This window comes from Phocaeicola plebeius (genome assembly GCF_003437535.1).
Lineage (GTDB): Bacteria > Bacteroidota > Bacteroidia > Bacteroidales > Bacteroidaceae > Phocaeicola > Phocaeicola plebeius_A.
Genome location: NZ_QSQT01000015.1, coordinates 15,865 through 29,575, shown reverse-complemented (window position 1 = coordinate 29,575; position 13,711 = coordinate 15,865). Strand labels below are relative to the sequence as shown.

General features: G+C 47.4%; 16 protein-coding genes. All 16 read left to right on the top strand.

Translation table 11 applies throughout. The features are described 5' to 3' along the window. Positions 1-47: 47 nt before the first annotated feature. The 16 genes from DXD04_RS09050 (at position 48) to bioC (ending at position 13,703) form a co-directional block, all read left to right on the top strand. On the top strand, positions 48-509 hold the full coding sequence (locus tag DXD04_RS09050; protein WP_181977124.1) for a nitrophenyl compound nitroreductase subunit ArsF family protein: 462 nt from the start codon (positions 48-50) through the stop codon (positions 507-509). 12 nt (positions 510-521) lie between these two features. Next, positions 522-1,229: an aromatic aminobenezylarsenical efflux permease ArsG family transporter gene (locus DXD04_RS09045; protein WP_117672758.1), complete on the top strand. Its 708-nt coding sequence runs from the start codon at positions 522-524 to the stop codon at positions 1,227-1,229. A gap of 33 nt (positions 1,230-1,262) precedes the next feature. Beyond that, positions 1,263-1,499 (top strand): thioredoxin family protein, encoded by a 237-nt coding sequence (locus DXD04_RS09040; RefSeq protein ID WP_117672756.1) that lies wholly within the window; start codon positions 1,263-1,265, stop codon positions 1,497-1,499. Positions 1,500-1,602: 103 nt separating this feature from the next. Beyond that, positions 1,603-2,571, top strand: coding sequence for a permease (locus DXD04_RS09035; RefSeq protein ID WP_022052429.1), 969 nt, complete (start codon positions 1,603-1,605; stop codon positions 2,569-2,571). A gap of 14 nt (positions 2,572-2,585) precedes the next feature. After that, on the top strand, positions 2,586-3,041 hold the full coding sequence (locus DXD04_RS09030; RefSeq protein ID WP_117672754.1) for an arsenate reductase ArsC: 456 nt from the start codon (positions 2,586-2,588) through the stop codon (positions 3,039-3,041). A gap of 126 nt (positions 3,042-3,167) precedes the next feature. Continuing rightward, the gene (locus DXD04_RS09025; RefSeq protein WP_117672855.1) at positions 3,168-3,749 is read left to right on the top strand and encodes a sugar O-acetyltransferase; all 582 of its coding nucleotides are present in this window, start codon (positions 3,168-3,170) and stop codon (positions 3,747-3,749) included. 393 nt (positions 3,750-4,142) lie between these two features. Further along, positions 4,143-4,508, top strand: a complete 366-nt coding sequence (locus tag DXD04_RS09020; protein WP_022052432.1) for a BlaI/MecI/CopY family transcriptional regulator — start codon at positions 4,143-4,145, stop codon at positions 4,506-4,508. A 12-nt stretch (positions 4,509-4,520) separates the two neighbouring features. After that, positions 4,521-5,789, top strand: coding sequence for a M56 family metallopeptidase (locus DXD04_RS09015; protein WP_117672752.1), 1,269 nt, complete (start codon positions 4,521-4,523; stop codon positions 5,787-5,789). 115 nt (positions 5,790-5,904) lie between these two features. Then, entirely contained in the window at positions 5,905-7,095 is a 1,191-nt protein-coding gene (locus DXD04_RS09010) for a TlpA family protein disulfide reductase (protein ID WP_117672750.1), read from the top strand. Positions 7,096-7,107: 12 nt separating this feature from the next. Further along, positions 7,108-8,316: a TlpA family protein disulfide reductase gene (locus tag DXD04_RS09005; RefSeq protein WP_117672748.1), complete on the top strand. Its 1,209-nt coding sequence runs from the start codon at positions 7,108-7,110 to the stop codon at positions 8,314-8,316. 89 nt (positions 8,317-8,405) lie between these two features. After that, positions 8,406-8,795, top strand: a complete 390-nt coding sequence (locus DXD04_RS09000) for a hypothetical protein (RefSeq protein ID WP_117672746.1) — start codon at positions 8,406-8,408, stop codon at positions 8,793-8,795. Between the two features lie 49 nt (positions 8,796-8,844). Beyond that, complete coding sequence (gene bioB / locus DXD04_RS08995) at positions 8,845-9,807, top strand: biotin synthase BioB (RefSeq protein ID WP_117672744.1); 963 nt, start codon at positions 8,845-8,847, stop codon at positions 9,805-9,807. Beyond that, entirely contained in the window at positions 9,797-11,086 is a 1,290-nt protein-coding gene (gene bioA / locus DXD04_RS08990; RefSeq protein ID WP_117672742.1) for an adenosylmethionine--8-amino-7-oxononanoate transaminase, read from the top strand. The genes bioB and bioA overlap by 11 nt, the downstream gene beginning before the upstream one ends. Positions 11,087-11,104: 18 nt before the next feature. Then, positions 11,105-12,280, top strand: coding sequence for an 8-amino-7-oxononanoate synthase (locus DXD04_RS08985; RefSeq protein WP_117672740.1), 1,176 nt, complete (start codon positions 11,105-11,107; stop codon positions 12,278-12,280). Between the two features lie 20 nt (positions 12,281-12,300). Then, positions 12,301-12,969 (top strand): DUF452 family protein, encoded by a 669-nt coding sequence (locus DXD04_RS08980; protein ID WP_117672738.1) that lies wholly within the window; start codon positions 12,301-12,303, stop codon positions 12,967-12,969. Next, entirely contained in the window at positions 12,954-13,703 is a 750-nt protein-coding gene (bioC, locus tag DXD04_RS08975) for a malonyl-ACP O-methyltransferase BioC (protein ID WP_117672736.1), read from the top strand. The genes DXD04_RS08980 and bioC overlap by 16 nt, the downstream gene beginning before the upstream one ends. Positions 13,704-13,711 lie beyond the last annotated feature (8 nt).

Sequence of the window (13,711 nt, the reverse complement as noted above, 5' to 3'; positions counted from 1 at the left end):
GCTTGTTCGTTGTTTTGCGAATTACTAATAATAGATATAGAAGAACGATGAAAAAGATGGTATGTCTTCTGTCAGTATGCTTGGCATTGGCCTCATGTGGGATGCAGGGCAGAAGTGAAAAAGAAATTCAGACAAGTGACAAAGCGGTGGTCAGAAACAGTGAGGTAACTGCCAAAGACCATGTAGAGGTATTGTATTTTCATGGAAAGCAGCGTTGTGCTACGTGTATAGCCATTGAAAACAATACTCTGGCTGTGATGAAAGAGAATCTTTCGGAGCAGGTAAAGAAGGGGGAAGTGGTGTTCAAGGTGATAGACATCAGCAAGAAGGAAAATGAGAAAATCGCCGAAAAATATGAGGTTACCTGGTCGTCACTGTTTGTGGTTGGTTATAAGAACGGGCAGGAGACTGCGGAAAATATGACTCAGTTTGCTTTCGGAAATGCCCGTAAATCGCCGGAGGTGTTCAAGGAAGGACTGGTGAAAACCATAAATGACATGTTGAAATAATAAGGAGAGGCTATGGACTGGTTACAGACATTGTTGGACAACAGTTCCACTCCTGTATGGACGGCGTTTTTGCTTGGACTGCTGACTGCACTTTCGCCTTGTCCGTTGGCAACCAACATTGCGGCCATTGGCTTTATCGGGAAAGATATTGAGAACCGGAGGCGTATTTTCTGGAACGGACTACTCTATACGCTGGGACGTATTCTTTCGTACGCGTTGCTTGGAGTGGTGTTGATTCTGGTTCTGAAAGAGGGCTCGAGCATGTTTGGCATACAGAAGACCATCGGAGTGTGGGGAGAGCTTGTGTTGGGCCCGCTTTTGTTCCTGATAGGCCTTTTCATGCTTCTCGGTGATAGGTTGAACTTGCCTCAGTTCGGATTTCAGGGTAATGCGGAAGGGCTTGCCCGGAAAGGCGGTTGGGGTGCGTTGATAATAGGCGCGTTGTTTGCCCTGGCTTTCTGTCCCACAAGCGGTGTCTTTTATTTTGGCATGCTGATACCGATGTCGGCCACGGCCACAGCAGGTTATCTGCTGCCCGTTGTGTTTGCCATTGCGACTGCCATACCGGTGCTGGTCGTGGCGTGGATTTTAGCCTTCAGTGTACAGCAGCTGGGCAATTTTTACGGCAAGATGCAGAAGGTGCAGAAATGGATGAACCGCATAGTTGGTGTGCTGTTTATCGTCATCGGCATATATTATAGCTGGATAATGTATTTATAAACGAATTTGATAACAAACAAAATCTTTACAAGTATGGAAATTAAAGTATTGGGACCGGGTTGTGCAAAGTGCAAGACCACCTATAATGTAATTGAAAAAGTAATCAAGGAAAATAACCTGGACGTGAAACTGACCAAGGTGGATGACATCATGGAAATGGTGAGCTACAACGTCATGACGACTCCTGCCGTTGTGGTAGACGAAGTAGTGAAGATGAAAGGACAGGTTCCCACCGAAAGCGATGTGAAGAAACTTTTAGGGATCGGATAAACAAGAGGATTGATTCAGAAGCGGCAGAAACGACCTTCAAGGCAGCTGCCGCTTTTATGATGGGATACTTGTTCGTATTTAAACGAATTATAACGATAGAAACATGATACAAGATTTTGCAGACTGGCTTGTTTACGGATTGTTCGGACTGAGTGCTGATACGCCGCTTGGGGTAGCCGTAAACTTCTTTTTTTATGATACCATCAAGATTCTTATTCTACTGTTTTTTATCAGTGTGCTGATGGGAATCATTAACGCTTATTTTCCGATAGAACGTTTGAGGAACTATCTGGTAACGCATAAAATGTATGGGTTGCAGTATGTTCTGGCCTCTATTTTCGGAGCCATTACTCCGTTCTGTTCCTGCTCGTCCATTCCCTTGTTTATCGGCTTTGTAAAAGGCGGTATCCCTTTGGGAGTGACGTTTGCCTTCCTGATTACTTCTCCGCTGGTGAACGAGGTGGCGGTGGCTATGTTCCTCGGCTCTTTTGGACTGAAAGTCACACTTATCTATGTCATCAGTGGTATTCTGCTGGGAGTGATAGGAGGTTTTGTGCTTGGCCGTATGCATCTCTCACCTTACCTGAGCGACTGGGTGAAGCAGATACAGGCCAGCTCCTCGGCGCAGGCAGGAGAATGGGAGAAAGACCATACCACTTTTATCAAGCGTCTTCCCGTCATTGTGCGTGATGCCTGGAAGATTGTCAGTGGTGTACTGATTTACATTCTGATAGGTATCGGTATAGGTGCGTTTATGCACGGCTTTGTGCCCGAAGGATTTTTCGAGCAATACATGTCGAAGGACAACTGGTTTGCCGTACCGCTTTCGGTCATTCTTGCCGTGCCGATGTATGCCAATGCGGCAGGCATTGTGCCGGTCATCGAGGTATTCGTAGCCAAAGGTATTCCTATGGGTACAGCCATTGCTTTCATGATGGCCGTGGTGGGTCTTTCACTTCCGGAAGCGACTTTGCTGAAAAAGGTGATGACGTGGCGGCTGATTGCGATATTCTTCGGAACGGTGGCTTTCTTCATTATCTTGTCGGGTTATTTGTTTAATTTTGTTCTTTAATTTACCATTTTTATATGAGAGTATTGATTCTTTGTACAGGAAATAGTTGCCGCAGCCAGATGGCCCACGGCTTTTTGCAGTCGTTCGATAAAAATATAGAAGTGTATTCGGGTGGAACAGAGCCTGCCGCACAAATAAATGCCAAGGCGGTGGAGGTAATGAAAGAAGTCGGAATTGACATCAGTTCGCATGTGCCGACTCATGTGAATACCTACCTTGATCAGGAATGGGATTATGTGATTACCGTGTGCGGAGGAGCAAATAAAAGTTGTCCGGCATTTACCGGAAAAGTAGGCAAGCGTCTTCACATCGGTTTTGACGACCCGTCGCATGCCACCGGGACTCCGGAATTTATTGAAGCGGAATTCCGTCGTGTGCGGAATGAGATTAAAAATGCCTTCGCCCGTTTCTACATTACGGAAATCCGAAAAGAAGAATTACCCGCCTGCTCTTGCGGAAGTTGCGGTTAATATGCGTATTCTGTTGTATCGTCTTTGGTTTTGCGATAAATCGTAATATATCAGATGATTTCTTTGTTATTTCATCATTTTTTTCATAGTTTCGTCACTATGAAACCAAACTTAACAAAGTTGAATATGACAGAATGGGATAAAATGCAGGAGCATCAAATCTATAATGATTTTGATGCTGATTTGTTTAACCTGAGGGTTAAGGCAAAGAAGCTGTTTAAGGAGTTTAACCGTACTGAAGATGAAGAAGTAGAACGACGTCAGGAAATCATGCACAAACTCTTCAAGAAAGTAGGGGAGCGTGTGTGGATGGAGCCGGACTTTGCTTGCGAATTCGGCAAAAATATTACGATTGGCAATGATGTTTATATTAACTTCGGATGTACGCTCCTCGATTGCGGGCAGATAACGATAGGTAACAATACGTTGTTGGGGCCCAATGTGAGTATGTATTCGGCCAATCATTCGCTTGATGCGGCAGAGCGGATAGCAGGTGCTTTGATTCCTGAACCCATTACCATAGGCAATCGGGTCTGGATTGGAGGCGGCAGCACTATCCTCAGTGGAGTGACGATAGGCGATGATACCGTTATCGGTGCCGGAAGTGTCGTAACTCATGATATCCCTTCGGGTGTCGTGGCAGCTGGAAATCCCTGTCGTGTATTAAGAAAAATCACGGATAAAGATAAGGTGGGTTTTCCCGTATAGCAGATTGTTTTTCCATATAAGGAAAGGCATCACGATGAGGTAATCTTCCAAAAGCGGGGTGAGTTACATATTGTCTAATTATAAAAACAAAAGGCTGTTTCAAATTACATTATTCTAATTTGAAACAGCCTTTTTACTGCTTTCTCTCAGCAAATAAATATAGGCTAAAAAAACGCCTTTGCGTTTTAATTAAAACACAAGGATGTTTAGATTAAAACGCAAAGGCGTTTGACATGAAATGTACTTGCGTTTGAGATAAAACGCACTTGTGTTTTTGGAGGAGAATAAAACAAATGAATCAATTTTACTTTTAATTTAATTAACTGTTTGAATATGTATTATTTACGATAAATTCGTAGATTTGCGAAAAGTTCGTAGAAAAACTCGTTCGATATGGAAAAGCTAACTTATCAGGAAGAAGAAGCCATGCGCTTTATTTGGAACTTGGGACCATGTTTTGTGAAGGATGTGGTGGGCTGCTATGCTGAACCTAAACCACCTTATACCACGGTGGCCTCCATTATTAACAACCTGAAGCGGAAGGGATACCTGCAGGCAGAGAGGTTTGGTAATACTTACCGCTATACTCCTTTGGTGGCTCAGGAAGAATATACCAGCAAGTCTGTGGGCAACATTGTGCGCAATTACTTTGCCAATTCTTATAAGGAGATGGTTTCGTTCTTTGCCAAGGAGCAGAAGATTTCCAAGGAAGACCTGAATGAGATTATCAACCTGATTGAAAAACGTGAAGACAAATAAAAACTTATTTCTATGCTATACCTTCTTCAAGTCAATGTCGGATTAATCCTGTTTTATGCACTCTATAAACTGGTATGTACGCGGGATACCTTCTTTCGTTCAAGAAGATTTATCCTGATAGTGTCGCTTGTATTGCCATTTATCCTGCCTTTTATCGACGTACGTGAATGGCTGGAAAGCCGTGACCGCATGATTATGCTCACTCACTTTGATTACTCGGCGGTGTTGCCGGAGATTGTGGTGGGCAGTGAAGCAGTAGAAACCGGGAACCGTGTATTCGTACTGTCTGAATGGATAGGCTATCTGTATCTTGCCGGGGTAGTGGTATTGCTCGTCCGGCTTGCGGTTCAGGCGTTCAGTCTGTATCGCTTCATTGTGCGTATGCCGGAAAAAGAGATAAACGGCGTCCGCGTAAAATGTTTGAATGACCCTTCCGGACCGTTCTCTTTCTTCGGATGGATTTTCATGAATCCTGCCGCGGTGAAGGAAGATGAAATCAATGAAATCCTGACGCACGAAATGGCGCACGTAAAGCAGCATCATTCTGTTGATGTACTTCTTGCCGAGATGGTCAGCATCTGCTGCTGGATGAATCCCTTTGCCTGGCTACTGAAACGCGAGGTCAGACTCAACTTAGAGTTCCTGGCCGACAGGAAAGTAATGGAGGCAGGGTTTGCTACTAAAAGCTATCAATATCACCTGCTTGGGTTGGCCTACAACCACAAGTACGGGTTATCCAATAATTTCAACTTCTCTCACCTTAAACAACGTATCATTATGATGAACAAGAAAAAATCAAATGCTACAGGGCATATCAAATATGCGCTGTTCGTGCTTCCGGCCTTTGCTCTACTCGTTGCCGGAAACATCTCCTGCTCGCAGGGAGCATCCGAAAAACAGGATGCCAAAGAAGAAACCGTTGCACCAGATTCAGTAGCGGCTCCTACTGACGGTGTAGCGAAAGACGAAGTGTTTATGGTTGCAGAACAGATGCCTGAATTTCCGGGAGGAATGAAGGAGTTGTTGAAATTCCTTCAGGACAACCTGAAATATCCGGAAAATGCCATGAAGAATAATGTGCAGGGACGGGTAATCGTGCAGTTTGTGGTGGAAAAAGACGGAACTCTTACCGAATTCAAGGTGGCTCGTTCTGTAGATCCGGATTTGGATGCAGAGGCTTTGCGCGTGTTGCAGACCATGCCTAAGTGGAAGCCGGGCATGCAGAGGGGGAAGATCGTAAGGGTAAAATTTACCGTACCTGTTTCCTTCAAACTTCAGTAAATTGTGTTTGAGTCCGCTTTAAAAATGGGCTGTAATTATGCTTAAATGCTTCTGAGAGAAGTTGGAATGTAATCCTGTATTTTAGAGCGGACTCATTTTTTAGAAATATGATACCATGAAATTCACAGCAATATTATTTTCCTCTCTGTTATTGGGATTGATGATGGGGAGTTGCCATTCCGGACAGAAGGTTTCGGAAGGTGAATTCCTGATAGAAGGATTTGTGAAGAATCTGCCCGACAGTTCAATTGTTTCCCTCTTTCAGTTTGAAAACAGACAGTATGCGGCCGCTATGCTATCTGATACGGTTACAGGTGGCAGGTTTGTGTTAAGGGATACCATTACTTCAAAGGAATCTCGGCAGCTGTTGCTATTAGTAATCTATAAGAAGACATTTTCAGTGTGGCCGCTTTCTCTATGGGTAGTTTCCGGAGCAAGAATCCGGATTCAGGGTGAAGGTATGCTCTGTCCGTTCTGGACGGTAGAAAGTGAGGTACCGGAGCAGCAGACGGAGGCTGAATTTACCAAGCTGGGAATGCCGGAAATGGTGGAAGCCTTTAAGCAAGAGATGATAGTATATGAAATGTTTGACAAGGGCATAAATGATGTTTCTATCCGAAACAAGATTGATTCTATCCGTCGGAATCATATATATCCTCTGCAAGACAAAGTTCGGTTGCGGGAACTGGAATACATGAAAACGGCTCCGGTCACAAAAGTCTGGCTGGAAAAGTATTGTGATCAATTGTCTTTCCTCAATTGGAACACCGATTCTCAATATTCCCATAAAGAATTGGTTTATCCGTTGTATGCACGTCTGTCTGAAGCTGACCGCAAGTCGCTGGTAGGACGTGAAATTGCAGCTTATTTTAAGATGGTAGAATCGGTAAAGGCGGGCGACCACATGGTAGACGGCACGCTGTATGATACGGAGGGAAATACACATCATCTCTCTGAGTTTGAGGGTAAATACATTCTGCTTGATTTCTGGAACCTCGGTTGCCAGCCTTGCATGGAGGCACTGCCTGAAATGGAAGAAGTGAGTCGTATGTATAAGGGAAAACTGGAACTGGTTAGCATTTGTGGAGCCGCGAAAAACAGATGGAAGAAGTTTGTGGCAGAAAGGAAACTGACCGGCCATCAATGGAATGAACTTCGTGAGGTGAATGACGGACTTGCAGCGGTTTATGGTGTAAAGGGAGTTCCTCATTATGTGCTGATTTCACCGGAACGTAAGGTGATACATAGCTGGATGGGGTATCGTAAACATATCCTGAAAGAGAAAATGAAAGAATTAATTAAATAAAATAGGAAAAAGATGAAAACTCAAAATCTACTTATGGCCGCATTTTGTATATTGATATCTGTTAGTTGTGGCCCGCGTACCGATAAAGAATATTTGTCTGACGTATTACAGAAAATGAACAAGGTTGAATCAGTGAGTTATAAGGTCGTTAGACAAGCTTGGTTGCCAGGGGAAAAAGATCCTGTTTATACAATAACATCCGAAGTTTATGAACATATTAACCCACAAGATACGGCTATAGGTTCATCTTTTGTAGAGTTTCAGGACAATGCCTTTCGTGGTGTATATGATGGAAAAGTGTCCTCTTATGTTTATGAAGAGGAGGGGGAAAAATGGATTCGGGAAGATGATTTTACAACTAAAAGCCCGCTTCCTTTCCGTATGGTTATGCCTGAATTCTTTTACTATACTCAGTCAATTCTTAAATACGCAATTACTACCCAGGACTCTATAGAGCTTTCCTTGAAAGATTTGGGTGATGATTATTTGATGGAACTGACCATTCACATGCCTGTTCAGGTGGAGTTTTTTGGTAAAGCTCGTTATATGCCGCAGAATCCGTATGTATATGATCCGACGTCTGTCTACAAAATCTGGATCTCCAAAAAAGATGACATGCCATATCGTTATCGGAGGGAAATGGAGGGTAACATGAATGAAGCTTCTTGTTCTGACTTTATCTATAACCCGGTTGATAAAGAGTGTATTGTAGCGACAAATTATTATCCAGAAGGTTTTGAGATTGTAAAAAAAAGGCAGCGATCTTCAAAACCAACTGTGGATATGACGGGTAAAAAAGCTCCAGACTGGACGCTTACTGATATGAAGGGTCAGAAGGTTTCTTTAAGCGGTATAAAGTCGAAGGTCATCTTGTTGCAGTTCACAGGGATAGGCTGCGGACCATGTAAGATTTCGATACCTTTCTTGAATAGGTTGAAAAAAGAATATGCAGTGAACGAGCTTGAGGTGCTGGCTGTAGAAACGTGGGGAAGGTCGAAGTCGTCTTGCGAAGCCTATGTGAAAAATCAGGGAATAGAATACAGTTTTCTGACTGCCGATAAGGAAACAATAGCTAAACTTATAAATGATTATCAGGCTGGTAGCGGAGTTCCGCAGTTTTACTTGATAGGTAAAGACCGCACGATAATTGCAAAGTTCCAAGGCTATGCGGAAAAGACAACGGACACGGAGATAGAAAAGAAGATAAAAGCGAATTTGTAGACCAAAAAAACGTATTCTCCCCAATCCTTGCATTTTCTGTAGATTTTTCTATACATTTGCAGCCGTACATTTAAACAAAGAAAAAACAGATGCATCGTATCACTCCCTGTTCGCAAAAGGTCATGCTTCGGTTCCGTCGCTGGAGCCGGAAGGAATATGCTGCGTTTGTAAGTCTGCACCGCCATGTCACCATTGGACAGGTGGGACGGGGAATTGCAGATGCTTCATTGGGCAAGCAGAAAACGGCAGTGTGCGAGGGAAAGAAAACAGAAGGCATGTCATGGACTGACCTTTCAGGGGAAGATGCACTCTTTGGAAGTGGAGGACCGGGGCTTGGAGGAAGTCTATTCGAGACAGACCGGACAGAATTGTGGCGTCTGCTGGTGCCGCAAAGGGAAGAAGTGCCTGCACTGCTTTTAGATGAAATAAATAAGATAACAATAACCGGAAGGGATGTCTCCGCTTCAGGTCAAGTCTGACAGACTTAACCGAAGCGGATACATCCCTTCTTTTTTAGGATAAATACGTATGGAAAGATTACAGAAATTAGAAGAGAAGATAAAGGAAGGGGGCATGCTTACTTCGGAAGAGGCTTTGTGGCTGCTCGAGGAAGCGCCTTTTGAGGAGCTGTGTGAGGTGGCTCACCGCATTACGGTGGCATACGCTTCACGGAAGTTTGATATGTGTTCCATCATTAACGCCAAGTCGGGTCGTTGCCCTGAAAACTGCAAATGGTGTGCCCAGTCGGTGCATCATCACACGGGGGTGGAGGAGTACGGACTGGTGAGCGAAGAGGAATGTCTGCGCCAGGCAAAGATGAACGAAGACCAGGGTGTGGCTCGTTTCTCGCTGGTGACCAGTGGTCGTCGGCCTTCGGCGGGAGAGGTAGAGAAACTTTGCACGCACTTTGCATATCTTCGGGCGCAAAGTAAGATTGAATTGTGTGCGTCGTTAGGACTGGCTACGGAAGAACAGCTTGCGGCCTTGTATCGTGCCGGGGTGAGCCGTTATCATTGCAACCTGGAAACGGCGCCTTCGTTCTTCCCGACCTTGTGTTCCACGCATACGCAGGCACAGAAGATAGAAACGCTCCAGGCAGCTCGCCGGGCGGGTATGGACGTATGCAGCGGAGGCATCATCGGTATGGGAGAAACGCCGGCCCAGCGGGTGGAACTGGCACTGACCTTGCGGGAACTGGAGGTACAGTCCATCCCGTTGAACCTGTTGCAGCCCATCAAGGGTACGCCGCTGGAACACGCAAAGCCGCTGACGGCGGAAGAGGTGCTGCGTACGGTGGCCATGTTCCGCATGGTGAATCCGACGGCTTTCCTTCGCTTTGCCGGAGGGCGCTCACAGCTGAGCGAGGAGACGGTGGACCGTGCGCTGTATGTGGGAATCAATTCGGCCATTGTGGGGGATTTGCTGACCACCCTTGGCTCAAAAGTAACAAAAGACAAAGAACGTATAAAGGAGGCAGGATATGAATTGTGAGAAATTGTTTGACGAATTTGACCGGTCGCATTTGTGGCATCCGTATACTTCAACTTCAAACCCGTTGCCCACTTACAAGGTGGAACGGGCACAGGGTTGTACCTTGACGCTGGCCGATGGTACGGAACTGATTGACGGCATGTCGTCGTGGTGGTGTGCCGTGCATGGATACAATCATCCGGTGCTGAACCGGGCGGTGGAGGAACAGCTTCACCGGATGTCGCACGTGATGTTCGGGGGACTGACGCACGAACCGGCTATCGAATTGGGAAAGGAATTGCTGAAAATCGTGCCTCCCAGCATGGAATATATTTTTTATGCCGACAGTGGGTCAGTAGCTGTAGAAGTGGCTTTGAAGATGGCGGTGCAATATCAGTTTGCGGCAGGTCATCCGGAGAAGAACAATTTTGTGACCATCCGTTCGGGCTATCACGGCGACACGTGGAATGCCATGTCGGTATGCGACCCGGTGACGGGCATGCACAGCCTGTTTGGTTCGGCCCTTCCGGTGCGCTATTTTGTACCTTCTCCGCAGTGCCGTTTCGATGCCGAATGGGATGAGAAGGACATCGAACCCTTACGTGAAGTCATCATGCAGCATCACGGTGAGCTGGCGGGACTGATTTTAGAGCCGATAGTGCAGGGGGCCGGAGGCATGCGTTTCTATCATCCGCAGTATTTGCGGGAGGCGGCACGCCTCTGCCGGGAGCATGGTATGCTCCTGATTTTTGACGAGATTGCCACAGGCTTCGGACGTACGGGGAAATTGTTTGCATGGGAACATGCGCAGGTGGAACCGGATATCATGTGTATCGGTAAGGCACTGACAGGAGGGTATATGACCTTCTCGGCGGTGCTGGCTTCGGCAAAGGTGGCCGACTGTATTTCTTCCAAGGAGCCGCGTGCGTTCATGCACGGTCCTACGTTTATGGGCAACCCGCTGGCTTGTGCCGTGGCACTGGCTTCTGTGCGTCTGTTGTTGTCGTCAGGCTGGCAGGAGAAGGTGCGCCGCATCGAAGCACAGTTGAAAGAAGAACTGGCACCGGCGGCTTCGTTGCCGCAGGTGGCCGATGTCAGGGTACAGGGTGCCATTGGAGTTATTGAAACCAAGAAGCCGGTTGACATGGGCTGGATGCAGCGTCGGTTTGTGGAAGAAGGTATCTGGGTACGTCCGTTCGGACGGCTGGCCTATATCATGCCGCCTTTCATCATTCGTCCGGAAGAACTGACGAAACTGACGAGCGGTTTGTGCAAGATTGTCGGCGAAATGCCGGAATAAAAACAAAGGAGGTAAATCATGGAAAATGAAATACAACCCGGACTGGACGGAGATTTTCAGCTGGAACTGGATAAGCTGGAGGCGTGTGGCAACCTGCGTGTGTTGCCGGAAACCTGTAGTGAGGGGAAATGGATTGAGGCCGGTGGACGGAGGATGTTGAATCTGTCGTCGAACGATTATCTGGGACTGGCTTCGGACAAGGCGTTGCGTGAGGAATTTCTGCGGACGGTGAAGGAGAGGGATTTGTGCTTTTCTTCCTCGTCCTCACGGTTGCTGACGGGCAACTTCCCGGCCTATCGGGAACTGGAATCGCTGTTAGCTTCGTTGTTTGGAGCGGAGAGTGCACTGGTGTTCAGCAGCGGGTATCACATGAATACGGGGATTCTTCCGGCGGTGACCGATGCGAACACACTGATTTTAGCCGACAAATTAGTGCATGCGAGTCTGATTGACGGCATCCGCTTGTCGGCGGCCAAGTGCATCCGTTACCGTCATCAGGACTATGCGCAGTTGGAGAATCTGCTGGCCAAGCATCACGGCGAGTATCACCGGATTATTGTAGTGACTGAAAGCGTGTTCAGTATGGACGGTGACGTAGCTTCGCTCGACCGGCTGGTGGAACTGAAGCGCCGTTATGCCAACGTGATGCTGTATGTGGATGAGGCGCACGGCATTGCCGTACGGGGCCAGCGAGGACTGGGGGTAGCCGAGGAACAAGGTTGCCTGAAGGACATCGATTTTTTGTGCGGTACCTTCGGCAAGGCGATGGCTTCCGTGGGAGCGTATGTGGTGTGCCGGAAGGTGATACGTGATTACCTGGTGAACCGGATGCGCACGTTGATTTTCACTACGGCCTTGCCGCCTATCAATGTGGCATGGACGCGCTTTGTCTTGTCGCACCTGGAAGATATGCAGGCACGGCGGGAGCATTTGGCCAAAATCTCAGCAAGCCTGCGGACGGCTATCCGTGAGAGTGGGGTGGAATGTCCGTCGGAAAGTCACATTATACCTCTGGTAGTGGGAGCCAACGAGAAGGCCATCTGGAAGGCCTTGCAGATGCAGGAACATGGCTTTTATGTGTTGCCGGTGCGTCCGCCTACTGTACCCGAGGGAACGGCGCGGTTGCGTTTCTCGCTGACTTCGCTGATTGAAGAAGAGGAAATGGCACGGTTGTGTCATGAAATGAAAGCATGAAAACAGAAAGAAATTAAGATATGAAACAACGGTTTATCAAGAAGGAAGGAAATTCTACATTGCTGCTCTTCTTTGCCGGATGGGGCTCGGACGAAAATCTGTTTGCCGGACCGGTGCAGGAGGGATGTGACTGCCTGTTGTGTTTCGACTATAAGGATTTGGATTTTGACTACAGTCTGCTGGGGGGGTACAAGGAGATACGGGTCATGGCCTGGTCCATGGGGGTATGGGTAGCCTGCCAGACATTGGCCGGAAAAGAATATCCTTATGGGATGAGGCTGGCAGTGAACGGTACGCCTTTCCCTATTCACGATACAGAAGGTATTCCTGAAGCTATCTTTCAGGGAACGCTGGAGAACTTTTCGGAACCGGTGCTAATTCGTTTCCGTCGGCGGATTTGCGGGTCGGCCGCACAGGTGAAGACATTCCTATCGCATCATCCTTATCGGGAGGTAGACGATTTGCACCAGGAGCTGGCGGCTTTGTGGACGGCCGTAAAGAATCGTCCGGCTGTGGAGTGGACTTGGGACAAGGCGGTTGTCGGGATGAACGACAAGATATTCCCGCCTCAGAACCAGCGCGAAGCCTGGCAGGGAGTGGCCGTGGAAGAAGTGGATGCGGAACACTATGACGAGGAGTTGTTCCGTGAGTTGCTGAACGGAGAAAGTCGCTTATGGACAAGGCCCTGATTAGTCGGCGCTTTGCCAAGGCCGTGGGGACTTACCTGGATAAGGCCGACGTGCAGCGTTACGTGGCATCCCGGATGGCGGAACTGACCGGTCGTTACATTCCTTCGGATATACAGGAACGGGTGCTGGAAATAGGCTGCGGCACGGGCATGTTCACGCGGATGTACTTGCAGCAGGCTGTACCGGAAGAAATGTGGCTGAACGATCTTTGTCCGGAAGTGGAACCTTATCTGGCGGATGTGTTGGGTGAAAAGGTGCATTTCATGGCGAAGGATGCGGAGACATTAGCTTTTCCGGAGGGGCAGGACCTGATTGTATCGTGCTCGGCGGTGCAGTGGTTTGAAGATTTGCCACGTTTCTTTTCAGGATGCCGGAAGTTGCTGCACGAAGGGGGATACCTGGCTTTCAGTACCTTCGGTCCTCACAATACGGAGGAAGTGGCGACACTGACCGCGGCGGGATTGTCGTATCCGTCGCTGGAGGAACTGAAAGAGATACTGGCAGCACGCTATGAGGTAGTATATGCTCACGAGGAACAGTTACGTCTGTCATTTTCTTCCCCCTTGGACGTGTTGAAGCATTTGAAGGAGACCGGAGTGACGGGTACGGCTGCACAGCCATGGACACGCGGCAGGTTGCAGGAGTTCTGCCGGAATTATACGAGACAATTTTCGGATGAACGGGGAAAGGTGTACCTGACCTTCCATCCTATTTATATGATATGTAGAAAATAAAAAGGTTA

Excerpts from the sequence above, each read along its gene's own strand:
- DXD04_RS09000 (WP_117672746.1), top strand. The coding sequence starts at position 8,406 with ATGCATCGTATCACTCCCTGTTCGCAAAAGGTCATGCTTCGGTTCCGT.
- bioB (WP_117672744.1), top strand. The coding sequence starts at position 8,845 with ATGGAAAGATTACAGAAATTAGAAGAGAAGATAAAGGAAGGGGGCATG.
- DXD04_RS09005 (WP_117672748.1), top strand. The coding sequence starts at position 7,108 with ATGAAAACTCAAAATCTACTTATGGCCGCATTTTGTATATTGATATCT.
- DXD04_RS09010 (WP_117672750.1), top strand. The coding sequence starts at position 5,905 with ATGAAATTCACAGCAATATTATTTTCCTCTCTGTTATTGGGATTGATG.
- DXD04_RS09025 (WP_117672855.1), top strand. The coding sequence starts at position 3,168 with ATGACAGAATGGGATAAAATGCAGGAGCATCAAATCTATAATGATTTT.
- DXD04_RS09045 (WP_117672758.1), top strand. The coding sequence starts at position 522 with ATGGACTGGTTACAGACATTGTTGGACAACAGTTCCACTCCTGTATGG.
- DXD04_RS08980 (WP_117672738.1), top strand. The coding sequence starts at position 12,301 with ATGAAACAACGGTTTATCAAGAAGGAAGGAAATTCTACATTGCTGCTC.
- DXD04_RS09050 (WP_181977124.1), top strand. The coding sequence starts at position 48 with ATGAAAAAGATGGTATGTCTTCTGTCAGTATGCTTGGCATTGGCCTCA.
- DXD04_RS09035 (WP_022052429.1), top strand. The coding sequence starts at position 1,603 with ATGATACAAGATTTTGCAGACTGGCTTGTTTACGGATTGTTCGGACTG.
- DXD04_RS09040 (WP_117672756.1), top strand. The coding sequence starts at position 1,263 with ATGGAAATTAAAGTATTGGGACCGGGTTGTGCAAAGTGCAAGACCACC.
- DXD04_RS09030 (WP_117672754.1), top strand. The coding sequence starts at position 2,586 with ATGAGAGTATTGATTCTTTGTACAGGAAATAGTTGCCGCAGCCAGATG.
- DXD04_RS09015 (WP_117672752.1), top strand. The coding sequence starts at position 4,521 with ATGCTATACCTTCTTCAAGTCAATGTCGGATTAATCCTGTTTTATGCA.
- bioC (WP_117672736.1), top strand. The coding sequence starts at position 12,954 with ATGGACAAGGCCCTGATTAGTCGGCGCTTTGCCAAGGCCGTGGGGACT.
- DXD04_RS09020 (WP_022052432.1), top strand. The coding sequence starts at position 4,143 with ATGGAAAAGCTAACTTATCAGGAAGAAGAAGCCATGCGCTTTATTTGG.
- bioA (WP_117672742.1), top strand. The coding sequence starts at position 9,797 with ATGAATTGTGAGAAATTGTTTGACGAATTTGACCGGTCGCATTTGTGG.
- DXD04_RS08985 (WP_117672740.1), top strand. The coding sequence starts at position 11,105 with ATGGAAAATGAAATACAACCCGGACTGGACGGAGATTTTCAGCTGGAA.